Below are 24,707 nucleotides of genomic sequence, written 5' to 3'. Positions count from 1 at the left end.
ATCGGCGGCGGGCCGCCGGCCCGGTCACGGGCGCGGCGGCTCCGGCGTCTGCTCGGTCTCGTCGCGCTCGTGCTGCACGCGCAGCGCCTGCGTCGACAGCTGCAGGGGCGCCGTCCTCGTGCCGTCGAGGTTCTTGCCGCCCTTGCGGGGCTTCGACACCTGCCGGGAGACGAACCGGGCGACCCAGGACAGCGTGAGGTTCAGCGCGAGGTAGATCGCGAGCATGACGAAGAACATCGACAGCGCGTACTGGCCCGCGCCGAAGAAGTTGGCCAGGCGGCGGCCGATCGTGATGAGGTCGGCGGAGGAGACGATGTAGCCGAGCGCCGTGTCCTTCAACAGCACGACGAGCTGGGCGATGATGATCGGCAGCATGGTGCGGATCGACTGCGGCAGCTCGATGAGGATCGTCGTCTGGAACGAGCCGAGGCCGAGCGCGAGCCCGCTCTCGCGCTGGCCCCGCGGCAGCGCCGCGATGCCCGATCGGATCGCCTCGCCGATGATCGCGCCGTTGTAGATGCCGAGCGCGATGACGACGGCCCAGAAGGCTCCGGTGTTCGCGACGATGAAGACGAACAGGATCATGAGCAGCACGGGCATGCCGCGGAAGAACTCGAGCACGATCGTGGCCGGGATGCGCACGGCCTGCGACTTCGACGCCCGGGCGAGGGCGAAGGCGAACCCGACCACGAGGGCGAGGAGGCTGCCGAGCACGAAGGCGCTCAGCGTGGTCGTGAGCCCCGCGAGGAGGCCGCCGGCCCCCGTCCACGTGCCCGCCTGCAGGAAGATGTCCCAGCGGTCGGCGTAGAAGGCGCCACCGAGCCACAGCTGGTAGACGCCGAAGCCGAGGAGCGCGGCGAAGACGACGGCGAAGACCACCGAGAGCGTTCGCGAGACCCGCCTGGCCTTCGGGCCCGGGGCGTCGTAGAGCACGGTGCCGCTCATCGCTGCACCCTCCACTTCTTCTCGAGGTAGTCGGCGAGCTGGCCGAGCGGCACGGTGATGATGAGGTACGACAGCGCGATCCCGATGAAGATCTGGAGCGCCTGGTTGCCGTAGTCGTTCGACAGCCGCTGCGCGACCGACGTGAGCACGAAGACGAAGAAGCCCATCGCGACCGACGTGTTCTTCGTGAGCGCGATGATCACGTTGATGAGCGGCGGCACGACCGAGCGGATGGCCTGCGGCAGGATCACGAGGGTCATCGTCTGGCCGAAGCCGAGTCCGACCGATCGGGCGGCCTCCGCCTGGCCCACCGCGACGGAGTTGATGCCCGAGCGCACCGCCTCGGCGAAGAACGCGCTGGTGTAGAACGTCAGCGCCGCGACCGCGCCGACGAGGAAGTCGAGCGTGAGGCCGACGCGAGGGAGCACGAAGGCCATGAAGAAGAACACGAGCGTCAGCGGCGTGTTCCTCGCGACCTCGATGTAGATGGTGCTCGCGACGCGGAAGGCCGCGACCGGGGACACGCGCATGCCCGCGAGGACGGCGCCGAACGGGAGGCCGATGAGCGTCGTGATCGCCACGAGCATGAGCGTGCTGCCCATGCCCTGCAACCAGAGGTCGCCGTTCTCGAAGAGTGCTTGCATGTCCCTCGTCCAAGGATGGTTCGTGGGGCCCGGATGTCCCGGGCCCCACGAATGCGGATCAGCGGATCAGTAGCGGTCGACGGCCGGGGGCTCCGGCGTCGGCAGCACCGTGCCGGCGGTCTGCTCCCAGAGGGAGTCCCACGTGCCGTCCTCGTACGAGGCCTCGAGCACGTCGTTGATCCAGTCGCGGAACTCGGTGTCCTCGAGGGACAGGCCGATGCCGTAGGGCTCCTCGGTGAAGGTCTCGCCCTCGTTCACGAGCTCGAACTCGCCGGCGTTCTGGTCGACGAAGCCCGAGAGGATGACGTTGTCCGTCGTGACCGCGACGACCTGGCCGTTGCGCAGCGGGTCGAGGCAGTTCGAGTAGGTGTCCGTCGCCTGGAGGTCGGCGCCGTACTCGTCGACGATGCGCGCCGCGGGCGTCGAGCCCTCGACGGAGCAGACGGGCTGGCCCTCGAGGTCCTCGGGGCCCTCGATGCCCTCGGGGTTGCCGGCGGCGACCATCAGCGCCTGGCCTGCCTCGTAGTACGGGCCTGCGAAGGAGATGACCTCCTTGCGGGCGTCGTTGATCGTGTACGTCGCGACGACGATGTCGACCGTGCCGTTCTGGATGAACGTCTCGCGGTTCGCCGAGACGGTCTCCTCGAACTCGATGTCGCCGAACTCGATGCCGAGCTCCGCCGCGACGAGTGCGCCGATCGCGACGTCGAAGCCGACGGGCGAGCCGTCGGGGCCGACGAGGCCGAAGAGCGGCTGGTCGAACTTCGTGCCGATGGTGATCGAGCCGGCCTCGGCGAGCTCGGCCATGGTCGAGCCCTCGGGGAACTCGGGGTTCTCCGCGACCTCGAGGCCGTAGGGGTTGTCCGCCGACGTCTCGGCGCCGGCGCCCGACTCCTCCGGGTCGCCCTCGGACGTCGAGCCTGCGGGGCCGCCGCACGCCGTGAGGGCGAGCAGCGCGATCCCGGCGATGCCGAGACCCAGCTTCTTGGGGGTGCGCATGGTGATGCCTCCTGGTAGGGGGTGTGCTTCCTCGAGCCTCAGTGCGTGAGGATCTTGGAGAGGAAGTCCTGGGCGCGCGCGCTCTTGGGCGCCGCGAAGAACTCGTGGGGCGTCGTGTCCTCGACGACGGCGCCCTCTGCCATGAAGATCACGCGATCGGCCGCCTTCTTGGCGAAGCCCATCTCGTGGGTCACGACGATCATCGTCATGCCCTCCTTCGCGAGGCCGACCATGACGTCGAGCACCTCGTTGACCATCTCGGGGTCGAGGGCGCTCGTGGGCTCGTCGAAGAGCATGACCTTGGGCTGCATCGCGAGCGAGCGCGCGATCGCGACGCGCTGCTGCTGACCGCCGGAGAGCTGCGCGGGCATCTTGTTCGCCTGGTTGGCGATGCCGACGCGGTCGAGCAGCGCCATGCCGCGCTCCTCGGCCTCCTTGCGCTTCATCTTGCGCACCTGCATCGGGCCGAGCGTGACGTTGTCGAGGATCGACTTGTGCGCGAAGAGGTTGAACGACTGGAAGACCATGCCGACGTCGGCGCGCAGGCGTGCGAGCTCGCGACCCTCGCTGGGCAGCGGCGTGCCGTCGATCTTGATCGAGCCGTCGTCGATCGTCTCGAGGCGGTTGATCGCGCGGCACAGCGTCGACTTGCCCGAGCCCGACGGCCCGAGCACGACGACGACCTGACCCTTGTCGATCGTGGTGGTGATGTCCTTGAGGACATGGAGCTCGCCATAGTGCTTGTTGACGTGCTCGATCTCGACCATCGGCTGCATGCGCTCAGTCAAGCGCACGCCGTGCGGGGCCCTCGGCGCATCCGGGCGATCGTCACCGAAAGGTTATGGCGCTCGCGGCGCGCGTCGTCAGCCCGTCGCGCGCGCGAAGGCCGACTGGTAGAGGCACACCGAGGCGGCGGTCGCGAGGTTCATCGACTCGGCGCGCCCGTAGATCGGCACGCGCACGGCGACGTCGGCGAGCGCGAGCGTCGCGTCGTCGAGGCCGCGCGCCTCGTTGCCGAAGAGCCAGGCCGTGGGCTCCGCGAGACGGTCGCGGACGGCCGGCGCCGTGAGCTCCTCGCCCGAGACGTCGGCGGCGAGCACCTGCAGCCCGGCCTGGCGCGCCGCATGCACGGCGTCCTCGGTCGCGACGCCGACGGCGTGCGGCACGTGCAGGATCGAGCCGGTCGTCGCCCGCACGACCTTGGGGTTGTAGGGGTCGACGCTCGAGCGCGTCACGACGACCGCGTCGGCGCCCGCGGCGTCGGCGACCCGCAGGATCGTGCCGAGGTTGCCCGGGTCCTGGACCTCGTGGAGGATCGCGACGAGCGAGGCGCCCTCGAGCACCTGCTCGAGCGCGCGCGGCTGCTGCCTGCACACCGCGACGACCCCCTGGTCGCGCACGGTGTCGCTCATCGCGGCCAGCGCACGCTCGCCGGCGGGCTCGAGCGCGTCGCCGAGGGCTCGCGCGAGCTCGGGGTGCCGGTCGAGGAACGCCTGGGTGGCGAAGGCCTCGACGACCGCGTCGGCCGCGATGGCCTCGCGCAGGGCGTTCGGGCCCTCCAACAGGAACAGCCCGGTCTCCGACCGGGCTGCTCGCTGCTGGAGCCTCGACGCCGCACGCACCCGCTGGTGGCGTGGGCTCTCGATCACGCTGTCGCTACTCGGCGCTCTTGGGGGCCGAGGTGTCGGCCGGGAGCGCTGCCTTCGCCGTCGCGACGAGCGAGGCGAAGGTCGCCGGCTCGTGCACGGCGAGCTCGGCGAGGATGCGACGGTCGACCTCGACGCCGGCCAGGTTCAGACCCTGGATGAGGCGGTTGTACGTGAGGCCGTTCTGACGCGACGCGGCGTTGATGCGCTGGATCCAGAGGCGACGGAACTCGCCCTTCTTGGCGCGACGGTCGCGGTATGCGTAGGTGAGGGAGTGGGTGACCTGCTCCTTCGCCTTGCGGTAGAGGCGCGACCGCTGGCCGCGGTAGCCCTCTGCGCGCTCGAGGATGACCCGGCGCTTCTTGTGGGCGTTGACTGCCCGCTTGACACGTGCCATAGCTGTTCTCCTATGTGATCCGGCTCAGCGACCGAGCAGCTTCTTGATGACCTTGGCGTCCGCGGGCGCCAGGACCTTGTCCTTGTTGAGGCGACGCGTCTGGACCGACGACTTCACCTCGAGGTTGTGGCGCATGCCGGCTCCCTGCTTGCGGATCTTGCCGCTGCCGGTGACCTTGAAGCGCTTCTTCGCACCGGAGTGCGTCTTCTGCTTGGGCATGGATGCTCCTACTTCGATGCGGGCTTGGCGGCGGGTGCCGGCTTGGCCGCGGGCTTGACGGCAGCAGTTGCTGCCGGCTTCGCCGCGGGCACTGCGGGCTTCGCAGCGGATGCGGCTGGCTTGGATGCCGATGCGGGCTTCGCAGCGGCGGGCTCGGAGGACTCGGCGGGCTTCGCCGCCGGCTTCGCGCCGGCGATGCGCGCGGCGGCGGACGCCGCGGCGGCCGCACCGGGACGCGCGGCGGGTGCCGGCGTGACGGGCGGTGCCGAGCTCTGACGCGGCGGACGCGCCTCGCGGGACTCCGTGCGCTCGGTGCGCGGCTCGCGCTCCTCGCGATCGCGGCGCGGCGGACGGTCGTCGCGGTCGCGGTCGCGGCCGCCTCGCGACGGACGCGTGGACGCCTGCTGGTTCGCGATGCGCGCGGCGCGCGTCTCGCGGACGGGCTCGACGACGCGCGCGGGACGCGACGCCTCGATGGCGGCCTGACGCGCAGCCTGCTCCTCGGCGGCGATGCGGCGCTTCTCCTGCTCCGACTCGCGGAGCTGCTGGCGCGCGGCGTTCTGCTCCGCCTTCGCGTCGCTCTTCGAGCGCACCGGTCCGACGATCATCGTCATGTTGCGACCGTCCTGCGTGGGACGGTTCTCGACCGAGCCCCACTCGGCGACGTCCTCGGCGAAGCGCTGGAGCAGGCGCACGCCCATCTCCGGGCGCGACTGCTCGCGGCCGCGGAACAGGATCATGGCCTTGACCTTGTCGCCGTCCTGCAGGAAGCCCTCGGCGCGCTTGCGCTTGGTCTCGTAGTCGTGCTCATCGATCTTCAGACGGAAGCGGACCTCCTTGAGGACCGTGTTCGCCTGGTTGCGACGGGCCTCCTTGGCCTTCTGCGCCTGCTCGTACTTGAACTTGCCGAAGTCCATGATCTTCGCGACGGGCGGGCGCGCCTCGGGGGCGACCTCGACGAGATCGAGGTCCGCCTCGCGGGCGAGACGGAGCGCGGCGTCCACGCCGACGATGCCGACCTGCTCGCCGGCGGGGCCGACGAGACGGACTTCGGGGACTCGGATGCGCTCGTTGATGCGGGGATCGCTGATGTGATGCTCCTGGTGCTTCGAGATCGATGGCACGGAGGAGGAGCCTTCGGATCGCGATGCACGATCCGGCTACGGCACCCACGGCCGTCACCGGCGGGGCGCCTGGACCCGGTAGCCTCGAGAGCGGCTGCGGGTGGGAGAGACTCCACTTCCATGAGCCTGGGCGAACCCAGACCAACCCACACCATACCAGACGCCCGGCACGCCGGGCCAGCGCTCACGAGGGAGAACCACCGGTGCAGGACGACGACCTGACGCGCGACATCGCCGAGGTGCCGGCGGTCGAGCTCATCAACACGGTGGCGATCCACCTGCTCAGCGCGGCGGCGGTGAAGCTCGGGCTCGGCGACGGCCCCGACTCCGCGACCGAGGTCGACCTCGACGAGGCGCGCAAGCTCATCAACGCCCTCGCGGGCCTCGTCACGGCGGCCGCACCCGAGATCGGCGGCATCCACGCCACTCCCCTGCGCGACGGGCTGCGCTCGGTGCAGCTCGCCTTCCGCGAGGCGTCGACGATCGCCGACGCGCCCGGCAAGGGCCCCGGCGAGCGCTTCACCGGCCCCGTCACCTGATCGGCGCGGGCGCGGGTCAGCGCGCGCGGTAGACGACGACGTGCTCGCCCGAGGCGATGCGCGTCGGCTGCGCGAGCCACACGATCTCGATCGCGACGTCGACGACGGCGTCCTGCCATGCCTCGCGCCGCGTGCCGATGCCCTGCACCGTCCTCTCGAACGCCGCCTGCGCAGCCGCACGATCGACGCCGGGCGACGCGATCGCACGCACCTCGAGCTCGCGGCCGAGCAGGCGCGCGGTCGGATCGCCGTCGGCGAGCGCCACCGCCTCGACGCCGTCGATCGCGAGCAGCGGTGCCACGAGCTCGGCCTGCACGGTCGGATGCCGGTGCGGCGGGGACCACGGCGAGCCCGTGAGGAGCGCGACGAGGGCGCTGCGACGCAGGACGACCTCGGTCGGCGTGCCCGGGTCGACGACGACGCGACCCGCGTCCTCGAGCGCCGCGGCCGCGCAGCGCTCGATCGAGGCGGGCACGGGGCGCGCATCGGGCCGCCACGCGCGCATGGCGTCGGCGCTGGAGGCCATCGGCAGGATGGGCGCGCCGTCGGGGCCGGCGACGGCCACGATCGACAGCTCCTGGCTCGTGTCGACGGCGCGGCCGCCCACCGTGGTCATCTCGCCCGCCTCGGCGACGAGAGGCACGAGGAGCCGCGCGCCGCGCAGGGAGTCGACGACGGCAGCGAGGTCGCCGTCGCCGGCTCGCAGCGCCGTCGCCGCCGTGACGAAGGCGGGCGGCGCGCTGCCGTCGTCGCCCGCGTAGGCCGTCTCGTGGTGCTGGAAGGTGCGGCCCGCCCAGGGCCGGCCGGCCGAGTCGCCCGGGGTGGTCACTTCCCGGCGACGTCGAGGGCCGCGGCGAGCGTGAAGGCCCCCGCGTAGAGCGCCTTGCCGACGATGGCGCCCTCGACGCCGATCGGCACGAGCTCGCGGAGCGCGGCGATGTCGTCGAGGCTCGAGACGCCGCCCGAGGCCACGATCGGCCGGTCGGTGCGCTCGGCGAGCTGCTCGAGCAGCTCGATGTTCGGCCCCTTCAGCGTGCCGTCCTTCGTGACGTCGGTCACGACGTACCGGCTGCATCCGGCGTCCTCGAGTCGCTCGAGGACCTCCCACAGGTCGCCGGAGTCCTGCGTCCAGCCGCGGGCGGCGAGCGTCGTGCCGCGCACGTCGAGGCCGACGGCGATCTGGTCGCCGTACTCGGCGATCACGTGCGCCGTCCACTCCGGGTTCTCGAGCGCCGCCGTGCCGAGGTTGATGCGCTTCGCGCCCGTCTCGAGCGCCGCCTCGAGCGTGCGGTCGTCGCGGATGCCGCCCGAGAGCTCGATCTGCGCGTCGCCGCGCACGGCCTTGATCACCTTCTTGACGAGGCCGCGGTTCTCGCCGCGACCGAACGCCGCGTCGAGGTCGACGAGGTGGATCCACTCCGCGCCCTGGCGCACCCAGTCGAGGGCCGCGTCGACGGGGCTGCCGAACGACTGCTCGGTGCCCGCCCTGCCCTGCGTCAGGCGGACGGCCTTGCCGCCGGCGACGTCGACGGCGGGGAGCAGCGTCAGATGGGGTGCCTGGGAGAAGTCGGTCATGGCTCGCTTTCGTGTCTCGTGCCGCGGAGGATGCTACTCGCTGCCGAGCGTGCCGACCCAGTTCGTCAACAGGCGGGCGCCTGCCGCCCCCGACTTCTCGGGGTGGAACTGCGTCGCGCAGAGGGGACCGTTCTCGACGGCGGCGAGGAACCGCTCGCCGTGCTCGGCCCACGTCGTGATGGGCTGCCGGATGCGCGGATGCGGATCGATGAGCCACTCGGTCGCCGCGTAGGAGTGCACGAAGTAGAAGCGCTCGTCCTCGATGCCGGCGAAGAGCCGCGACCCCTCCCCCGCCTCGACGGTGTTCCAGCCCATGTGCGGCAGGACGTCGGCCTGCAGGCGTCGCACGGTGCCCGGCCACTCGCCGAGCGCCGTCGTCTCCTCGCGGCCCTCGAGCCCCGTCTCGAACAGCACCTGCATGCCGACGCAGATGCCGAGCACGGGGCGGCCGCCTGCGAGGCGGCGGCCGATGAGCTCGCCCCCGCGCACGGCCTCGATGCCGGCGACGCACGACGCGATCGAGCCGACGCCGGGCACCACGAGGCCGTCGGCCTCCATGATCGTCGCGCGGTCGGCCGTGAGCGTCACGTGCGCGCCCGCCGCCTCGAGCGCCTTCGCCGCCGAGTGCACGTTGCCCATGCCGTAGTCGAGCAGGGCCACCGAGGGGTTCAGAGCGCGCCCTTCGTCGACGGGATGCCCGTGACGCGGGGGTCGGGCTCGACGGCGACGCGCAGCGCGCGCGCGAGCGCCTTGAACTCGGCCTCGGCGACGTGGTGGGGGTCGCGACCTGCCAGCGCCTCGACGTGGAGCGTCATGCGCGCGTTGAAGGCGATGGCCTCGAGGACGTGGCGCACGAGGGATCCCGTGAAGTGCCCGCCGATGCGGTGCAGCTCGAAGCCCGCGGGCTCGCCCGAGTGGACGAGGTACGGCCGGCCGGAGAGGTCGACGACGGCACGCGCGAGCGCCTCGTCGAGCGGCACGGTCGCGTCGCCGTAGCGACGGATGCCCGCCTTGTCGCCCAGGGCCTCGCCGAGCGCGAGGCCGAGGCAGATGGCGGTGTCCTCGACGGTGTGGTGGGCGTCGATGTCGACGTCGCCCGTCGCCCGCACGCGCAGGTCGATGAGCGAGTGCTTCGACAGGGCGGTGAGCAGGTGGTCGTAGAACGGCACGGTGGTCGAGATCTCGCTCGTGCCGGTGCCGTCGAGGTCGAGCTCGAGCTCGATGGAGGACTCGCTCGTCGTGCGGGCGATGCGTGCGGTGCGCATGGATCCGATCCTACGGTCGTGGGGAGGGCGCGAGGCGCGCCACGGAGGCGAGGAAGGCGTCGGTCTCCTCGGGCGTGCCCGCCGTGACGCGCAGCGTGCCGGGGATGCCGACGTCGCGCACGAGCACGCCGTCGGCGAGCATGCCCTCGAAGGCGGCGTGCGGATCGGCGACGCCGCCGAAGAGGACGAAGTTCGCGTCGGACGGAAAGGGCGAGAAGCCCATCCGCCCGAGCTCGGCGACGATGCGGTCGCGCTGCGCCCGCAGCTCGTCGACGCGCGCGAGCATCGTCGGCGCGTGCCGCAGCGCCGCGAGGGCCGCCGCCTGCGTGAGCGCGGACAGGTGGTACGGCAGGCGGACGAGCCGCAGGGCGTCGATGACGGCCGGATCCGCGGCGAGGTAGCCGACGCGCACGCCCGCGTAGGCGAACGCCTTGCTCATCGTGCGCGAGACGAGCAGCCGCTCGTGCCGACCCAGGAGGGAGAGCGCCGTCTGCGACCGGTCGTGTGCGAACTCGGCGTAGGCCTCGTCGACGAGCACCATGCCTCGAGCGGCGTCGCACGCGGCCTCGACGACGTCGAGGCCCATCGCGGTGCCGGTCGGGTTGTTGGGCGCGCAGAGGAAGACGACGTCGGGGTCGTGCTCCTCGATCGCCGCCGTGACGGTCGCCGCGTCGAGCGTGTGGTCCGCGGCGCGCGGTGCGGCGACGTACGCCGAGCCGACGCCCTGCGCGAGCAGCGGGTACATCGAGTAGGTCGGCGAGAACGACAGCAGGGTGCGGCCGGGACCGCCGAACGCCTGCAGGACGTGCTGCAGCACCTCGTTCGAGCCGTTCGCCGCCCAGATGGACGACGCGTCGAGCCCGTGGCCGAGGTAGCCGGCGAACGCCTCGCGCAGCTCGGTGAACTCGCGGTCCGGGTAGCGGTGCACGCCCGCGATCGCCTCGCGGACCGCCGCGACGACGTCGTCGGCGACGACGTCCGCGATGGGGAACGCGTTCTCGTTCACGTTGAGCCGGACGGGGACGTCGAGCTGCGGAGCCCCGTAGGGGGTGCGCCCGACGAGGTCGGCGCGGAGCGGAAGATCGTCGAGCGAGGCCACCCGACAAGCCTAGGCGCGGGCACGACGGCCCGCCGCACCACGACGGAGCGCGGCGCGGCTCAGCGCGTGTACTCGGCGGGGATCGCGAGCTGCTGACCCGGCTGGATCGCGCCGCCCACCCCGTTGATGCGCTGGATGTCGGCGATGACCTCGCGCGGGTCGACGTCGGGAGCCACGACCTCGGCGATCGACCAGAGCGTCTCGCCCGGCTGGACGACGACGGTCTCGTACGAGACGTCGGCCGCCTGCTGGCCGGCGAGGGCCGTCGTCGCCTGCAGCGCACCGAGGGCGCCCAGGGCGAGGATCGGCGCTGCGACGAACGCGGCGAGCGCACGGCGGCCTCGCGGCGTCATGCGCAGCTGGGGTGCCTGGATGGCGATCGCGGTCATGCTGGGCTCCTCTCGGAATCGGATCACGGGTGCGGCGCTCGGCCGGGAGCACCGCACCCGCGCTCCGTCCATTCGAACGTACCTTCGGATCGTCTGTTCGTCAAGGGACCGAATTGCCCCTGATCCTGGACGACACGCTCGAACATGCGTGCCCCTCGGAGGACTCCGTCGGATACGCTTTCGAACGATGCAAGTCAATCGGCGACCACCGACACGGTCGCTCGAGGAGGACGACGGCGATGACCCAGCGGCAGCTCACCGAGAAGCAGGCGTCGATCCTGCAGTGCATCCAGGACTCCGTCCGCCGGCGCGGCTACCCGCCGAGCTACCGCGAGATCGGCGACGCCGTCGGCCTCTCGTCGCTCTCGAGCGTGACGCACCAGCTGGGCCAGCTCGAGCTCGCCGGCGCCATCCGTCGTGACCCGGCGCGTCCGCGCGCGATCGAGGTGCTCGTCGAGGCCGACGACCCCGCGGACGCCGCGAACACCGACGCAGCCGCCTACGTGCCGCTCGTGGGCCGCATCGCGGCCGGCATCCCCATCACGGCCGAGCAGCAGGTCGACGAGGTCTTCCCGCTCCCCCGCTCGCTCGTGGGCAGCGGCGACGACCTCTTCATGCTCAAGGTCGTCGGCGACTCGATGATCGACGCCGCCATCTGCGACGGCGACTGGGTCGTGGTGAAGCAGCAGGCCACGGCCGAGAACGGCGACATCGTGGCCGCGATGCTCGACGAGGAGGCGACGGTCAAGGTCTTCCGGCAGCGCGACGGCCACACGTGGCTCCTGCCGCGCAACACGGCGTTCGAGCCCATCCTCGGCGACGCCGCCGTGGTGCTCGGTCGCGTCGTCGCGGTGCTGCGCTCGCTCTGACGCCCGACGCGCGAAGGCCGGCCCGGGACGCCCGGGCCGGCCTTCGTGCGTGCGTCGCCTGCGGCGCGCCTCATCGGCGGGTGCGGAACTCCTCGAGCCCGTCGACGGCGTCCGAGGTCACGAGCACGTCGAGCCGCGTGCCCTCCTCCTCGTAGGTCTCGCGCTCGACCGTGAAGCGCTCGTGGATGCGCGAGACGACCTCGCCGCGGTCGAAGGGCACGAGCAGCGACATCGGCACGGTCGGTCGCGGCAGCAGCTCGGCGATGCGATCCCGCAGCTCGTCGATGCCCGCACCCGTGCGGGCCGACACCATGACGGCCGTCGGCACGAGGCCGCGCAGCACGAGCAGCTCGTCGGGTGCGACGAGGTCGGCCTTGTTGAACGCGACGATCTCGGGGATCTCGCGCGCGCCCGTCTGCCCGATGACCTCGCGGACCGTCGCGAGCTGCGCCGCGGGATCCGGGTGGCTCGCGTCGACGACGTGGACGATGACGTCGGACTCCGCGACCTCCTCGAGCGTCGAGCGGAAGGCCTCGACGAGCTGGTGCGGGAGGTTGCGCACGAAGCCCACGGTGTCGGCGAGGGTGAAGAGCCGCCCGTCCGGCGTCTCCGTGCGACGCACGGTCGCGTCGAGGGTCGCGAACAGCGAGTTCTCGACGAGCACGCCCGCGTTCGTGAGCCGGTTGAGGAGGCTCGACTTGCCCGCGTTCGTGTAGCCGGCGATCGCGACCGACGGCACCTCGTTGCGGTCGCGATTCGCGCGCTTCGCCTTCCTGGCGGGGGCGAACTCGGTGATCTGCCTGCGGAGCCTCGCCATGCGCGTGCGGATGCGACGGCGGTCGAGCTCGATCTTCGTCTCGCCGGGTCCGCGCGATCCCATGCCCGCACCCTGGCCGCCGACCTGCCCGCCTGCCTGTCGGGACATCGACTCGCCCCAGCCGCGCAGGCGCGGCAGGAGGTACTCGAGCTGCGCGAGCTCGACCTGCGCCTTGCCCTCGCGGCTCTTCGCGTGCTGGCTGAAGATGTCGAGGATCACGGCGGTGCGGTCGATGACCTTGACCTTCACGACGTCCTCAAGCGCGCGGCGCTGGCTCGGCGTCAGCTCGGTGTCGGCGACGACGGTGTCGGCGCCCGTCTCCTGCACGAGCGCGGCGAGCTCGGCCGCCTTGCCCTTGCCGACGTACGTCGCGGCGTCCGGATGGGGCCTGCGCTGCAGCACGCCGTCGAGCACCGTCGCGCCCGCGGTCTCGGCGAGCGCGGCGAGCTCCTGGAGCGAGTGCTCCGCGTCGACGACCGAGCCCGCGTGCACGCCCACGAGCACGACGTTCTCGAGTCGCAGCTCGCGGTACTCGACCTCCGTGACGTCCTCGAGCTCGGTGCGCAGCCCCGCGACGCGACGCAGCGCCGCGCGATCGGCGCGATCGAGCTGGTCGCCGTCGAAGTCGCCGTCGCCGCCGTCCTGCTGCAGCGCCTGCGCCGAGCGCGCGAGGGGTCGCTCGTCGTCCGAGTCGGCCCACTCGAGGATGCGGTCCACGCGCGAGGTGCCCTCAGCCATGCTGTCTCCTCCACTACGGTCGGTGGGTGACCGACCACTACTTCTCCGCCGCCGAGGGCGACGCTCCCACGCGCGAGGTGCACGTGACCCTCGCCGGGGAGGAGCGCTCGCTGCTCACGGCGCCCGGGGTGTTCTCGGGCGACGGCCTCGACGTCGGGACGAGCGTCCTGCTCGACGAGACCCCTGAGCCGCCGCAGACCGGCGATCTGCTCGACCTCGGCGCAGGATGGGGCCCGATCGCCCTCTCGCTCGCGCTCCGTGCCCCTGAGGCGCGGGTGTGGGCGGTGGATGTGAATCCGAGGGCGGTGGACCTCGTCCGGCGCAATGCCGAGCGTGTCAGCGTAGCAAACGTGCTGCCGTCGCTGCCCGGGGTTGCAGCCGACGTTCGCTTCCAGGGGATCTGGTCGAACCCCCCGATCCGCATCGGCAAGCCCGCGCTCCACGCGCTGCTGCTCGAGTGGCTCCCACGCCTCGAGGTCGGGTGCACCGCGTGGCTCGTCGTGCAGAAGCACCTCGGCGCCGACTCGCTGCTGCGCTGGCTCGACGAGCAGGACGGCCTCTCGGCCGAGCGGCACACGTCGAAGCGGACGTTCCGCGTCCTGCGCGTCGATCGCGTGGCGGCGGCCGGCTAGAGGATCGCCGTCTGGCCCCGGAAGACGATCTCCGCCGGGCCCGTGAGCCATGCGTGCTCGCCGTCGGTGCGCTGCTCGACGTCGACGTGCACGACGCCACCGGGCACCTCGACCCGCCAGCGGTCGGGTGCGCCGCCCGCCCAGTGGCGCGTGGCGAACGCCGCCGCGACGGCACCCGTGCCGCACGAGAGCGTCTCCCCCGAGCCGCGCTCGTGGACGCGCATGCGGATGCTGCCCTCCCCGCCGGCGATGCCCTGCGGCACGACGAGCTCGACGTTGACGCCGCCGACGACCGGCGGCTCGACCTCGGGTGCCGCGTGGAGGTCGAGCGCCGCGAGCTCGTCGTCGTCGGCGAGCGCGACGACGACGTGCGGGTTGCCGACGTCGACGTGCTGCCCCGGCCGCGCCACCGCGAGGCCGCCGGCGCGCACGAGCGGCTCGCCCGGACCGAGCCGCACGGCCCCGAGGTCGGCGGAGAACCCGCCGTCGACGGCGCGCACGTGGCGGATGCCCGCCCGCGTGCCCACGACGAGCTCGCGCACGTCGGCGAGCCCCTCCTCCTCGAGGAGGCGCGCGAAGACGCGGATGCCGTTGCCGCACATCTCGGCGATGCTGCCGTCCGCGTTGCGGTAGTCCATGAACCACTCGGCGCCGCCGCCGAGCGCACGCTCGTGCTCGGGCATCGCCGCCGTGCGCGTCGCGACGATGAGCCCGTCGGCACCGATGCCGAAGCGGCGATCGCACAGCGCCGCGACCTGCTCGGGCGTCGGCGAGACCTCGCCCGCGGGGTCGACGAGCAGCACGAAGTCGTTGCCCGTGCCCTGGCCCTTCGCGAACGCCACCATGCCGTCGAGCCTAGGCGCTCGACCATCGGGCGTCAGCGCGCGGCGAGGACGTGCCGTGCGATGGCGTCGGCGCCGACGGGACCGTCGACGTCGATCGCCGGGTATCGCTGGAACCACGACACCTGCCTGCGCGCGTAGCGGCGCGTGAGGCGCTGCGTCTCGGCGATCGCCTCCGGCGTGCCGATGCGGCCGTGGAGCTCGTCGAGCGCCTGCCGGTACCCGATCGCGGCCGTCGCGGTCGAGCCGCGCTCGAGCCCGTCCTCGACGAGGCCGCGGACCTCGTCGAGCATCCCGTGCGCCCACATGCGCTCGACGCGTGCGTCGAGCGCGCGCACGAGCTCGTCCCGCGCTCGGCGCACGTGGACGATCGTCGTGCCGGGCAGCACGTCGGGCAGGCCGACGGGGAAGGGCCGCCCCGTGGTCGTCACGACCTCGAGCGCTCGCACGAGCCTGCGTCCGTTGTGCGGCCCGATCGCCGCGGCCGCCCGCTCGTCGACCTCGGCGAGCCGCGCATGCATCGCCGCGGCGCCGTCGCGCTCGAGATCGGCCTCGAGCGCGGCGCGCAGCGGCTCGTCGGTGCCGGGGAAGTCGAGCGGGCCGAGGACGCTCGAGGCGTAGAGGCCGCTGCCGCCCACGAGGATCGGCACGGCCGACCGTGCCTCGATCGCCGCGACGGCGGCGCGCGCACGGGGCTGGTACCAGGCGACGCTCGCCTCGTCGGTGACGTCGAGGACGTCCATCAGATGGTGCGGCACGCCGCGGCGCTCCGCGAGCGCGAGCTTCGCCGTGCCGACGTCCATGCCGCGATAGAGCTGCATCGCGTCGGCGTTGACGACCTCCGCGGGCACGTCGTGCTCGGCGAGGGCGCCCGCGACGTCGAGGGCGAGCTGCGACTTGCCGGTGCCCGTCGCGCCGACGATCGCGAGCATCACACGCGCAGCGTCGGCATGCCGAGCCGCACGGGCACGGCCTCGCGCGGGGTGCCGGGGCTCACGGGGACGCCGCACGAGTCGGCCTGCGCGAGGTCCCACGCGTCGCCGGCGCGCGTGCGCCGCACGGCGACGGGGCCGGCATCGGCCTCGAGGTGGAAGGTCGACGCGCGCGTGATCTCGACGGTCGCGACGTCGCCGGGTCGCAGCACGTGCTCGCCGGGCACGAGGTGCACGAGGCGATGGTCGGGGGCGCGACCCGAGACGCGATGCGTCTCGGCGTCCCTCCGTCCCTCCGCGCTGCCGACGAGCACCTCGACGGTGCGCCCCACCTGCAGCTCGTTCTCCTCGCGCGTGATGCGGTCCTGCAGCGCGGCGAGCCGCTCGAACCGCTCCTGCACGATCGCCTTCGGCACCTGGTCGGGCATGGTCGCCGCGGGCGTGCCCGGTCGGATCGAGTACTGGAACGTGAACGCGGAGGCGAATCGCGACCGCTCGACGACCCGCAGGGTGTCCTCGAAGTCCTCGTCGGTCTCCCCAGGGAACCCGACGATGACGTCCGTCGTGATCGCGGCGTCGGGGATGCGGTCGCGCACGCGGTCGAGGATGCCGAGGAAGCGCGCCGAGCGGTACGAGCGGCGCATGGCCTTGAGGATGCGGTCGGAGCCCGACTGCAGCGGCATGTGCAGCTGCGGCATGACGGCGGGCGTCTCCGCCATCGCGTCGATGACGTCGTCGGTGAACGCGGCCGGGTGGGGGCTCGTGAAGCGGATGCGCTCGAGGCCCTCGATCTCGCCCGCGGCGCGCAGCAGCTTGCCGAACGCGAGACGATCGCCGAACTCGACGCCGTAGGAGTTCACGTTCTGGCCCAGCAGCGTCACCTCCATGACGCCCTCGGCGGCGAGCGCCTCAAGCTCGGCGAGGATCTCGCCGGGCCGACGGTCGCGCTCCTTGCCGCGCAGCGCCGGCACGATGCAGAACGTGCAGGTGTTGTTGCAGCCGACCGAGATCGACACCCAGCCGGAGTACGTGGACTCCCGCTTGGCCGGCAGGGTCGACGGGAACGTCTCGAGCGACTCGAGGATCTCGACCTGCGCCTCGTCGTTGTGGCGCGCGCGCTCGAGCAGCGTCGGGAGCGAGCCGAGGTTGTGGGTGCCGAAGACGACGTCGACCCATGGCGCCCGGTCGAGGATCGTGCCGCGGTCCTTCTGCGCGAGGCAGCCGCCGACGGCGATCTGGAAGCCGCCGCGCTCGCGCTTGGTCTTCGCGAGCTGGCCGAGCGTGCCGTAGAGGCGCGAGTCGGCGTTCTCGCGCACGGCGCACGTGTTGATGACGATGAGGTCGGGCTCGTCGTCGCTCGCCTCGGCGTAGCCGGCCTCGAGCAGCGAGCCGCGGAGGCGCTCGGAGTCATGGACGTTCATCTGGCAGCCGAAGGTGCGCACCTCGAACGTCCTGGTCATGTCCTCCAGCGTACGACGACGGGGACGGCCATCCGGCCGTCCCCGTCGTGCGCGCGCATGGCGCCGAGCCTCAGCCCTGCGTGAAGCTGGCCGTGTAGCCGGAGGTGCCGACGCCGTCGGTGCCCGTGAGGTCGATGGTCGTGCCGGGCGCGAAGGCACCCGTGAGGTCGATGTACTCGATCTCCTGGATCTGCGAGAGCGTGATGAGGAGCGTGCCGTCCTCGACCGCCCACGTGTCGCTCGGCGAGTCGAAGGGCGTGCCCTCCTCGCCGCTCCACGACGTGATGTAGAGCGTGCCGTCCTCCTCGAAGGTGAACTGCAGGTCGATGCCCACCTCGGGGCCGTTCACGGCACCCGACCACTGCGTGTCGACGAGCTCGGCGCCCTCCTCGGCGGCCGGCTCCGACGGCGGAGCCACCGGCTCGCTCGTCGCGGGCTGCGTCGGGGTCGGCGCCGTCGTGGTGGGTGCCTGGGGCGAGGGGAGCTGGATGCAGCCGGCGAGCGTGAGGATCGCTGCCGCGCCGAGCGCTGCGGAGCCTGCGATGCGAGGGATGTTCATGCCACGAGCCTAGGGCCGGTGGCACCCACCCTCCTGAATGCCGTGTGGGTGTCGCCTGGACCTCCGGTGGACGGGCCGGACGCGACGAGGGGCGGCAGGCTCGCGCCTGCCGCCCCTCGTGCCTCGATGCGGTCGATCAGCCCTCGGTGATCGACAGCGAGTAGGACTCGCCGTCCTCGCCGGTGCCGGAGAGCGACATGCTGCCGGTCGTGGCCTGGCCGGAGTAGGTGATGTCCGTGCCGCTGCCGTCGGCCGACGTCGGCACGCCCGAGATCGTGATCTCGACGTTCGAGCCGTCCATCGACCACGTGTCGGTGGGGACGTCGTACGTCTGCGTGTTGAAGTCCGAGAAGTCGATCGTGCCGTCGTCGGCGAAGGTGAACGTCATCTCGTTGCCGATCGAGTCCGTGCCGGACCAGGTCGTGCCTGCGAGATCCACGGCCGCCTCGCCGCCGCCGCCGCCACCATCGGTGGGAGCGGTCGACGTGCCGGGGTTCGTGGTGGGGGCGCCGGGCAGCTGGAAGCAGCCGGTCATGGTCAGCAGCGCAGCGCCGGCGATGGCCGGGAGCGCGAGGAGGCGCGAGGTCTTCATGCCGTCACCATAGCCCGGCGAGGCCGGACGTTCCTTGGATGCGCGCTGAGTCTGCACTCCGGGTGACCTGGACCGCTACGACCGCGCCTTGACGTCGGCGATCGCTCGACGCGCGATGGTCGACGAGAAGCCGCGGCGGGCGAGCATGCCGGCGACGCGTCGCTCGGCGACGTCGTCGATCGGACCTCGCCTCAGGCGTTGCTCGGCGAGCTGCACGGCGCGCTCGAGCTCGTCGTCCTCCGACGGCTCCTCGACCCGGTCCTCCTGCGCGATGCCTCGGCGTGCGAGCTCCTGCGCCACGACGCGGGCGCCGGCCCTGCGGCGGCTCCGCACGCGTTCGGCGACCGTCTCGGCGAGGGCGCGATCGTCGATCGCGCCCTCCGCCTCGAGCCGGTCGAGCGCCGCATCGCGGTCCTCGGGCTCGACGCCCTGCTCGTCGAGGCGCTTCGCGACCTCGGAGCGGCTGAGGGCACGACGGCCGAGCATGCGGCGCGCGGCGTCGAGCGCCTCCTCCGAGGCGCGCTCCTTCGCGGCGCGCACCTCGGCGAGGTCGACGACCCTCATGCGCCCACGCGCTCCGCACGGCGGTCGGAGAGCGACTCGACGGGCGCTGCCGCTGCAGCCGCCGCGGCGGCCTTGCCGACGCCGAGCTTCGTGAGGATCTTCGTCTCGATCTCGGCGGCCATGTCGGGGTTGGTGCGCAGGAACTCGCGCGCCTTCTCCTTGCCCTGGCCGAGCTGGTCGCCGTCGTAGGTGTACCAGGCGCCGGACTTCTTGACGATGCCGTGGTCGACGCCGAAGTCGATGAGGCTGCCCTCGCGCGAGATGCCGATGCCGTAGAGGATGTCGAACTCGGCCTGCTTGAAGGGCGGGGCCATCTTGTTCTTCACGACCTTGACGCGCGTGCGGTTGCCCACGGCCTCCGTGCCGTCCTTCAGGGTCTCGATGCGACGGATGTCGAGGCGGACCGACGCGTAGAACTTCAGCGCCTTGCCGCCCGCGGTCGTCTCGGGGCTGCCGAAGAACACGCCGATCTTCTCGCGCAGCTGGTTGATGAAGATCATCGTCGTCTGCGTCTGGTTCAGCCCACCCGTGAGCTTGCGCAGCGCCTGCGACATGAGACGGGCCTGGAGGCCGACGTGGCTGTCGCCCATCTCGCCCTCGATCTCGGCGCGCGGCACGAGCGCCGCGACGGAGTCGATGACGACGAGGTCGATCGAGCCGGAGCGCACGAGCATGTCGGCGATCTCGAGCGCCTGCTCGCCCGTGTCGGGCTGGGAGACGAGGAGGGCGTCGATGTCGACGCCGAGCTTCTTCGCGTACTCGGGGTCGAGCGCGTGCTCGGCGTCGATGAACGCGGCGATGCCGCCGTTGCGCTGCGCGTTGGCGATGGCGTGGAGCGTCAGCGTCGTCTTGCCCGAGGACTCCGGGCCGTAGATCTCGATGATGCGGCCGCGCGGGAGCCCGCCGATGCCGAGCGCGACGTCGAGCGCGATCGAGCCGGTCTGGATGACCTCGACGGGTGCACGATCGTCGCTGCCGAGGCGCATGACCGTGCCCTTGCCGAACTGCTTGTCGATCTGGGCGAGCGCCGCCTCCAGCGACTTCTCGCGATCTGCTTGCGTTGGCATCGTCCTACCTCTCGTTCGTTGTCCGCTCGCCCACAGGCAGCCATGTCTGGCCGGGCGCAGCCACCGGGTGACCGGCGGCGTCCTCGACCCGGCTCACGCTAGGCGGGACCGCCGACACGAGGTCGAGGAGGCCTCCTCCTGTGCAGGGCGCCGGGATGTGGAACGCTGCGAGATCAGCGTACGACTCGTTCGAACGAATCTTCGAACACGATCTCGGCGTGTCGCGTCGCGTCGTCAGCGCGTGGCGGCGCGACGACCGGCACCGTGGCGACGCGCCTCGGGCACGTCCTGCGCGTCGCAGAGCGCGAGCCAGACCGTGCGCGGCGCGACGCCGTCGGCGAGCGCCTCGTCGCCCGTGCGGCCGTCGAGGCCGGGGAGCACCTGGTCCGCGAGCAGCACGGCGCCGAGCCGGCCGAACTCGTCGTCGACCGCTCGCTGGAGCTCGCTCGTGCGCATGGTCCCCCACGATATGCGAGAGGGGCCGCGCATGCACGCAGCCCCTCTCGACACGGTCCGGTCGGTCGCCCGTCAGCGTGCGATCGACGACATCTCTCGGACGAGCTCGTCGGGCACCGCGTCCGGGATGCGGTGCAGGACCGGCACGTCGATGCCCTCGAGCACGGCGAGACGCTCCCCCGCCTCTCGCAGGATGCTCGACAGCGGCACGTCGAGCGCCTCCGCCACGGCGGCGAGGATCTCGCTCGACGCCTCCTTCTGCCCGCGCTCCACCTCGGAGAGGTAGCCGAGCGCGACCGAAGCGCGCGACGCGACCTGGCGCAGCGTGCGCCCCTGCTGGAGGCGAACGTCGCGCAGCACGTCGCCCAGCTCCTGTCTCAGCAACACCATGGGATCCCCCTTCACCCTCGGTGGGTCACCAGCCTAGCGCTGGACGTCCACCGAGATCTGACAACGTCAGCATCACATCTCGTATTCCTGTTCGGACCCGGTGGCGTCTGTGGATGGCCTGTGGATGCCGTCGAGCTCGACGAGGAGCTCGGCGAGCGCCGCCTCGACCGTCGCGGCGCGGATGGCGGCGCGGTCGCCCGCGAGCGCGCGCTCCACCGATCGGGTGCCGCGAGTCGTCGCGATGCCGACGTGCACCTCGCCGACCGCATGCCCGCCCTGCTGCTCGGGCCCCGCGACGCCCGTCGTCGACACGCCGATCGTCGCGGGTCCGGCGACGTCGGCGAGCGCCCGCACGCCCGCCGCCATCTGCGCCGCGACGCCGGCGTCGACGGGGCCGCGCTCGGCGAGCATCCCGGCGTCGACGCCGAGCACCGAGGCCTTCATCGCCGTGTCGTACGCGACGACGCCCAGGCGCAGCACGGCCGAGGCGCCCGGCACGTCGACGATGGCGCTCGCGAGCGCACCGCCCGTGAGGGACTCCGCCACCGCGATCGTCGCGCCGAGCGACCGCGCTCGGCGCACGACCTCCTCGGCGACGGTCATCGGCGTCCGGGCCGCACGTGCCAGAGGTACTCGAGCCCCGAGGCGATCGTCAGGAGGATCGCCACGACCATCGTCGTGACGTGGATCACGGCGGCCGGCGTCTCGCCGATCCACGCGGCGAGCGGGAGGAGCGCCGCGGAGAGGGCGACCGCCTGCGCCCAGGTCTTCGCCTTGCCCGGCCACGACGCGGGGATGACGACGTCGTTCGCGATCGCGAGGCGATGCACCGTGATGCCGATCTCGCGCACGAGGACGAGGATCGTGATCCACCACGGCAGCTCGCCGAGGATCGAGAGCACGACGAAGGCCGCACCCGTGATCGCCTTGTCGGCGATGGGGTCGAAGAGCTTGCCGAAGTCGGTGACGAGGTTGCGGCTGCGCGCGATCCAGCCGTCGACGAAGTCGGTGGCGATGAGGACGACGAACAGCACCGCGGCGACGAGCCGCAGCGATCCGAGCTCGCCGTCGTCGGCGAGCACGAGCCAGACGAACACCGGCGTGAGCACGACCCGCACGACCGAGATGACGTTCGGCACGCTCGCGACGGATGCCGGCGTCTCGCCGCGAGCCCAGACGCGGCCCCGCCAGGGGCTCAGGATGCTCATGGGCCCAGGCTACCGGGCGGCCGTGCGGGTCAGTCGCGGCCCGTCAGGCCCCAGGCGTCCTCGGACTCGTCGGCGTCGACGACCTCGAGGCCGCGCTGCTCGCGCTCGGTCGCCTCGGCGACGAGGTCGCGCTGCGGCTGAGGCGCGGCGGCCGGCGCCGTCCCGCGCAGCGTCGCGAGCACGGCCGCGAGCCCGTCCGGCGGCACGAGGACGTCGCGCGCCTTCGACCCCTCCGACGGGCCGACGATCTCGCGGCTCTCCATGAGGTCCATGAGCCTGCCCGCCTTCGCGAACCCGACGCGCAGCTTGCGCTGCAGCATCGACGTCGAGCCGAACTGCGTCGTGATGACGAGCTCCGCCGCGGCGCACAGGTCCTCGAGGTCGTCGCCGATGTCGGCGTCGATCTCCTTGCGCGCGGCGACCTCCTCGACGTCGGCGCGGTAGTCGGGCTGCGCCTGGCCCGTGACGTGCTGCACGACGCGGGCGATCTCGGCCTCGTCGACCCACGCGCCCTGGACGCGCATCGCCTTCGACGACCCCATGGGCAGGAAGAGGCCGTCGCCCTGGCCGATGAGCTTGTCGGCGCCCGGCTGGTCGAGGATGACGCGCGAGTCGGTCACCGACGACACCGCGAACGCGAACCGCGACGGCACGTTGGCCTTGATGAGGCCCGTCACGACGTCGACCGAGGGTCGCTGCGTCGCCAGGACGAGGTGGATGCCCGCAGCGCGCGCGAGCTGCGTGATGCGCACGATGGAGTCCTCGACGTCGCGCGGCGCGACCATCATGAGGTCGGCGAGCTCGTCGACGACCACGAGCAGGTACGGGTACGGCTTGAGCGTGCGCTCGCTGCCGGGGGGCAGCGCGAGCGTGCCCTCGCGCACGGCGGTGTTGAAGTCGTCGATGTGGCGGAAGCCGAACGACGCGAGGTCGTCGTACCGCATGTCCATCTCCTTCACGACCCACTGCAGCGCCTCGGCCGCCTTCTTCGGGTTCGTGATGATGGGCGTGATGAGGTGCGGCACGCCCTGGTAGGCCGTGAGCTCGACGCGCTTGGGGTCGACGAGCACCATGCGGACCTCGGAGGGCTTCGCGCGCATGAGGATGCTCGTGATCATCGCGTTGACGAAGGACGACTTGCCCGAGCCCGTCGAGCCGGCGACGAGCAGGTGGGGCATCTTCGCGAGGTTCGCGACGACGAAGCCGCCCTCGACGTCCTTGCCGATGCCGATCGTCATGGGGTGCGTCGACGTCGTCGCGCGCTTCGAGCGCAGGACGTCGCCGAGCTTGACCGTCTCGCGATCGGGGTTCGGGATCTCGACGCCGATCGCGCTCTTGCCGGGGATGGGCGCGAGGATGCGGACCTCGTTCGAGGCGACGGCGTAGGCGAGGTTGTTCGACAGCGCCGTGACGCGCTCGACCTTGACGCCCTGGCCGACCTCGATCTCGTAGCGCGTGACGGTCGGGCCGCGGGAGAAGCCCGTGACGCGGGCGTCGACCTTGAAGTTGTCGAGCACGCTCGTGATGGCGGCGACCATGTCGTCGTTCGCCTGCGAGCGCGCCTTGCCGGGAGGTCCCTGCGTGAGCGAGTGGATGCTCGGCAGCCGGTACGGGCGGTCGGTCGGCGGGCCGGCGAGCGGCTGGAGGCCCTCGGTCGCCGGCTCCTCCTCGGCGAGCGCGGGCGCCTCGCCCGTGACGCGGCGCACGGCCTCCTCCGCGTGCTCGAGGTGGCCGAGGACCTCGGTCTCGTAGGCATCCTGCTCGGCCCACTGCTCGAGGACGCTCGTCGCGTCGTCGGAGGCGGCGAGCGGCTCGGGCTCGGCGAGCGCGGGGACGGGCTCGTCGATCGGCTCGTGCTCGACGAGCACGGGGGTGTCGTAGGCCGGGTCGACCTCGCGGCCCGTCGCGTTGCGGCGCCAGAAGGGCAGGCTCTCGTCGCCCTCGGCCTCCTGCTCCGCGTCGCGCTCCGCACGCGCCGCGGCGCGATCGGCACGACGACGCTCGCGCTCCTCCTCCGTCTCCGGGTCGAGCCCGAAGAGGTAGCGGTAGAGGTCGGCGACGCGCGCGCCGATGCGGGTCGGCGGCGTGGCGGTGAGCACGAGGATCGCGACGACGACGAGGAGCCCGGCGACGATGCCGGCGCCGACGGGCGTGATGAGCGCCGACAGCGGGGCGCCGAGCACCCAGCCGAGGATGCCGCCGGCGGTCGCGACGGCGGGCAGGCCCTCGGACGCCGCGGGACGCCCGAGCATGACGTGGCACAGCGCCGCGACCGACACGAGCAGCATGACGAGCCCGACCCCGATGCGACCGTTGTCGGCCACCGACGCGGGATGACGGAACATCCACAGCGCGAGGAGGGCGAGCACGACGGGCAGCGCGATGGCGACCTGGCCGACGAGCCCGCCGAACGTCACGTCGCTCAGCACACGGCTCACGGGGCTCGCGGGGAGGATCCACTCGACGACGGCACCCGCGATCGCGAGGAGCGTCAGCAGGAAGGGCACGCCGTCGCGGCGCTCCTCCTTCGCGAGCGACTCCCGGCCGAACACGCGAGCGGCGCCGCCCGTGAGGTGGGCGAGCGCCATCCAGGCGCGCACGACGGCACCCGGCCGGTCCTGCTCGACGGGCAGGACCTTCGTCTGCGCGCGCGTCGCGGTGGGCTTCGAGGGTGCGCGCCTCGCGGCAGGCTTGCGCGCCGGCTTCGTGGTGGCCATGGCGTCACGGTAGTCGGGACCGC

29 protein-coding genes and 1 pseudogene are annotated in these 24,707 nt (G+C 72.3%); 3 read left to right on the top strand and 27 right to left on the bottom strand.

All coding sequences use genetic code 11. The annotated features are described in order from the left end of the window. Window positions 1-24: 24 nt before the first annotated feature. The 8 genes from ABD249_RS11000 to infC all read right to left on the bottom strand — a co-directional run bounded on the left by ABD249_RS11000 (window position 25) and on the right by infC (window position 5,974). On the bottom strand, window positions 25-945 hold the full coding sequence (locus tag ABD249_RS11000) for an amino acid ABC transporter permease (protein WP_344343472.1): 921 nt from the start codon (window positions 943-945) through the stop codon (window positions 25-27). Then, window positions 942-1,589 carry an amino acid ABC transporter permease gene (locus tag ABD249_RS10995; RefSeq protein WP_344343470.1) on the bottom strand — a complete coding sequence of 216 codons (648 nt, stop codon included), beginning with the start codon at window positions 1,587-1,589 and terminating at the stop codon, window positions 942-944. The genes ABD249_RS11000 and ABD249_RS10995 overlap by 4 nt, the downstream gene beginning before the upstream one ends. Window positions 1,590-1,655: 66 nt before the next feature. Next, entirely contained in the window at window positions 1,656-2,588 is a 933-nt protein-coding gene (locus tag ABD249_RS10990; protein WP_344343468.1) for a glutamate ABC transporter substrate-binding protein, read from the bottom strand. A 38-nt stretch (window positions 2,589-2,626) separates the two neighbouring features. Continuing rightward, window positions 2,627-3,355: an amino acid ABC transporter ATP-binding protein gene (locus tag ABD249_RS10985; RefSeq protein WP_344343936.1), complete on the bottom strand. Its 729-nt coding sequence runs from the start codon at window positions 3,353-3,355 to the stop codon at window positions 2,627-2,629. A 96-nt stretch (window positions 3,356-3,451) separates the two neighbouring features. Then, window positions 3,452-4,237 carry a TrmH family RNA methyltransferase gene (locus tag ABD249_RS10980; protein ID WP_344343466.1) on the bottom strand — a complete coding sequence of 262 codons (786 nt, stop codon included), beginning with the start codon at window positions 4,235-4,237 and terminating at the stop codon, window positions 3,452-3,454. Window positions 4,238-4,244: 7 nt separating this feature from the next. Then, on the bottom strand, window positions 4,245-4,631 hold the full coding sequence (gene rplT / locus ABD249_RS10975; RefSeq protein WP_344343464.1) for a 50S ribosomal protein L20: 387 nt from the start codon (window positions 4,629-4,631) through the stop codon (window positions 4,245-4,247). A 24-nt stretch (window positions 4,632-4,655) separates the two neighbouring features. Then, entirely contained in the window at window positions 4,656-4,850 is a 195-nt protein-coding gene (gene rpmI / locus ABD249_RS10970) for a 50S ribosomal protein L35 (protein ID WP_344343463.1), read from the bottom strand. A gap of 8 nt (window positions 4,851-4,858) precedes the next feature. Then, window positions 4,859-5,974 carry a translation initiation factor IF-3 gene (gene infC / locus ABD249_RS10965; protein WP_344343461.1) on the bottom strand — a complete coding sequence of 372 codons (1,116 nt, stop codon included), beginning with the start codon at window positions 5,972-5,974 and terminating at the stop codon, window positions 4,859-4,861. Between the two features lie 203 nt (window positions 5,975-6,177). Here infC and ABD249_RS10960 point away from each other — a divergent pair, with 203 nt between their 5' ends. Beyond that, window positions 6,178-6,513 carry a DUF1844 domain-containing protein gene (locus tag ABD249_RS10960; protein ID WP_344343460.1) on the top strand — a complete coding sequence of 112 codons (336 nt, stop codon included), beginning with the start codon at window positions 6,178-6,180 and terminating at the stop codon, window positions 6,511-6,513. Window positions 6,514-6,529: 16 nt separating this feature from the next. Here ABD249_RS10960 and ABD249_RS10955 read toward each other — a convergent pair whose 3' ends face one another. The 6 genes from ABD249_RS10955 to ABD249_RS10930 are packed head-to-tail and all read right to left on the bottom strand — an operon-like array spanning window position 6,530 to window position 10,841. Next, window positions 6,530-7,342 (bottom strand): SseB family protein, encoded by an 813-nt coding sequence (locus tag ABD249_RS10955; protein ID WP_344343459.1) that lies wholly within the window; start codon window positions 7,340-7,342, stop codon window positions 6,530-6,532. Then, window positions 7,339-8,088, bottom strand: coding sequence for a bifunctional 1-(5-phosphoribosyl)-5-((5-phosphoribosylamino)methylideneamino)imidazole-4-carboxamide isomerase/phosphoribosylanthranilate isomerase PriA (priA, locus tag ABD249_RS10950; RefSeq protein ID WP_344343457.1), 750 nt, complete (start codon window positions 8,086-8,088; stop codon window positions 7,339-7,341). The genes ABD249_RS10955 and priA overlap by 4 nt, the downstream gene beginning before the upstream one ends. Before the next feature lie 33 nt (window positions 8,089-8,121). Continuing rightward, window positions 8,122-8,748, bottom strand: coding sequence for an imidazole glycerol phosphate synthase subunit HisH (gene hisH, locus ABD249_RS10945; RefSeq protein ID WP_344343455.1), 627 nt, complete (start codon window positions 8,746-8,748; stop codon window positions 8,122-8,124). A gap of 8 nt (window positions 8,749-8,756) precedes the next feature. Continuing rightward, window positions 8,757-9,353, bottom strand: a complete 597-nt coding sequence (gene hisB / locus ABD249_RS10940; RefSeq protein ID WP_344343453.1) for an imidazoleglycerol-phosphate dehydratase HisB — start codon at window positions 9,351-9,353, stop codon at window positions 8,757-8,759. Window positions 9,354-9,363: 10 nt separating this feature from the next. Continuing rightward, entirely contained in the window at window positions 9,364-10,452 is a 1,089-nt protein-coding gene (locus ABD249_RS10935) for a histidinol-phosphate transaminase (protein WP_344343451.1), read from the bottom strand. Window positions 10,453-10,511: 59 nt separating this feature from the next. Further along, entirely contained in the window at window positions 10,512-10,841 is a 330-nt protein-coding gene (locus ABD249_RS10930; protein ID WP_344343449.1) for a LysM peptidoglycan-binding domain-containing protein, read from the bottom strand. A 144-nt stretch (window positions 10,842-10,985) separates the two neighbouring features. Here ABD249_RS10930 and lexA point away from each other — a divergent pair. Further along, window positions 10,986-11,710: pseudogene (gene lexA / locus ABD249_RS10925) on the top strand (transcriptional repressor LexA). A 70-nt stretch (window positions 11,711-11,780) separates the two neighbouring features. Here the strand turns inward: lexA and hflX are convergent. Next, entirely contained in the window at window positions 11,781-13,265 is a 1,485-nt protein-coding gene (gene hflX / locus ABD249_RS10920; protein WP_344343445.1) for a GTPase HflX, read from the bottom strand. Window positions 13,266-13,291: 26 nt separating this feature from the next. Between hflX and ABD249_RS10915 the strand changes: the two genes are divergently transcribed. After that, complete coding sequence (locus tag ABD249_RS10915; RefSeq protein WP_344343443.1) at window positions 13,292-13,897, top strand: class I SAM-dependent methyltransferase; 606 nt, start codon at window positions 13,292-13,294, stop codon at window positions 13,895-13,897. On the opposite strand, the gene dapF is transcribed toward ABD249_RS10915, so the two are convergent. The 12 genes from dapF to ABD249_RS10855 form a co-directional block, all read right to left on the bottom strand. Beyond that, window positions 13,894-14,742, bottom strand: a complete 849-nt coding sequence (gene dapF, locus ABD249_RS10910; protein ID WP_344343441.1) for a diaminopimelate epimerase — start codon at window positions 14,740-14,742, stop codon at window positions 13,894-13,896. The two genes, ABD249_RS10915 and dapF, sit on opposite strands and share 4 nt — an antisense overlap. A 32-nt stretch (window positions 14,743-14,774) precedes the next feature. Further along, window positions 14,775-15,671, bottom strand: coding sequence for a tRNA (adenosine(37)-N6)-dimethylallyltransferase MiaA (miaA, locus tag ABD249_RS10905; RefSeq protein WP_344343934.1), 897 nt, complete (start codon window positions 15,669-15,671; stop codon window positions 14,775-14,777). Then, window positions 15,671-17,131, bottom strand: coding sequence for a tRNA (N6-isopentenyl adenosine(37)-C2)-methylthiotransferase MiaB (miaB, locus tag ABD249_RS10900; protein ID WP_344343439.1), 1,461 nt, complete (start codon window positions 17,129-17,131; stop codon window positions 15,671-15,673). The genes miaA and miaB overlap by 1 nt, the downstream gene beginning before the upstream one ends. A 70-nt stretch (window positions 17,132-17,201) precedes the next feature. Beyond that, entirely contained in the window at window positions 17,202-17,690 is a 489-nt protein-coding gene (locus ABD249_RS10895) for a hypothetical protein (RefSeq protein ID WP_344343437.1), read from the bottom strand. 136 nt (window positions 17,691-17,826) lie between these two features. Next, window positions 17,827-18,282, bottom strand: a complete 456-nt coding sequence (locus tag ABD249_RS10890) for a hypothetical protein (protein ID WP_344343435.1) — start codon at window positions 18,280-18,282, stop codon at window positions 17,827-17,829. A gap of 75 nt (window positions 18,283-18,357) precedes the next feature. Further along, the gene (locus tag ABD249_RS10885; RefSeq protein WP_344343433.1) at window positions 18,358-18,846 is read right to left on the bottom strand and encodes a regulatory protein RecX; all 489 of its coding nucleotides are present in this window, start codon (window positions 18,844-18,846) and stop codon (window positions 18,358-18,360) included. Continuing rightward, on the bottom strand, window positions 18,843-19,913 hold the full coding sequence (recA, locus tag ABD249_RS10880) for a recombinase RecA (RefSeq protein ID WP_344343431.1): 1,071 nt from the start codon (window positions 19,911-19,913) through the stop codon (window positions 18,843-18,845). Before recA ends, ABD249_RS10885 begins: the two co-directional genes overlap by 4 nt. A 234-nt stretch (window positions 19,914-20,147) precedes the next feature. Further along, window positions 20,148-20,369, bottom strand: a complete 222-nt coding sequence (locus ABD249_RS10875; RefSeq protein WP_344343429.1) for a DUF3046 domain-containing protein — start codon at window positions 20,367-20,369, stop codon at window positions 20,148-20,150. Between the two features lie 72 nt (window positions 20,370-20,441). Then, on the bottom strand, window positions 20,442-20,759 hold the full coding sequence (locus ABD249_RS10870) for a helix-turn-helix domain-containing protein (protein WP_344343426.1): 318 nt from the start codon (window positions 20,757-20,759) through the stop codon (window positions 20,442-20,444). Between the two features lie 72 nt (window positions 20,760-20,831). Beyond that, the gene (locus ABD249_RS10865; RefSeq protein ID WP_344343424.1) at window positions 20,832-21,362 is read right to left on the bottom strand and encodes a CinA family protein; all 531 of its coding nucleotides are present in this window, start codon (window positions 21,360-21,362) and stop codon (window positions 20,832-20,834) included. Further along, a complete protein-coding gene (pgsA, locus tag ABD249_RS10860; protein WP_344343421.1) occupies window positions 21,359-21,967 on the bottom strand; it encodes a CDP-diacylglycerol--glycerol-3-phosphate 3-phosphatidyltransferase in 609 nt (202 codons plus the stop codon). The genes ABD249_RS10865 and pgsA overlap by 4 nt, the downstream gene beginning before the upstream one ends. A 29-nt stretch (window positions 21,968-21,996) precedes the next feature. Then, on the bottom strand, window positions 21,997-24,684 hold the full coding sequence (locus ABD249_RS10855) for a DNA translocase FtsK (RefSeq protein WP_425546320.1): 2,688 nt from the start codon (window positions 24,682-24,684) through the stop codon (window positions 21,997-21,999). Window positions 24,685-24,707 lie beyond the last annotated feature (23 nt).

This window comes from Agrococcus versicolor, assembly GCF_039531815.1.
In the GTDB taxonomy this organism is placed as follows: domain Bacteria; phylum Actinomycetota; class Actinomycetes; order Actinomycetales; family Microbacteriaceae; genus Agrococcus; species Agrococcus versicolor.
The sequence above is the reverse complement of the archived record's forward strand: the minus strand, read 5'-3'. Positions and strand labels throughout refer to the sequence as shown.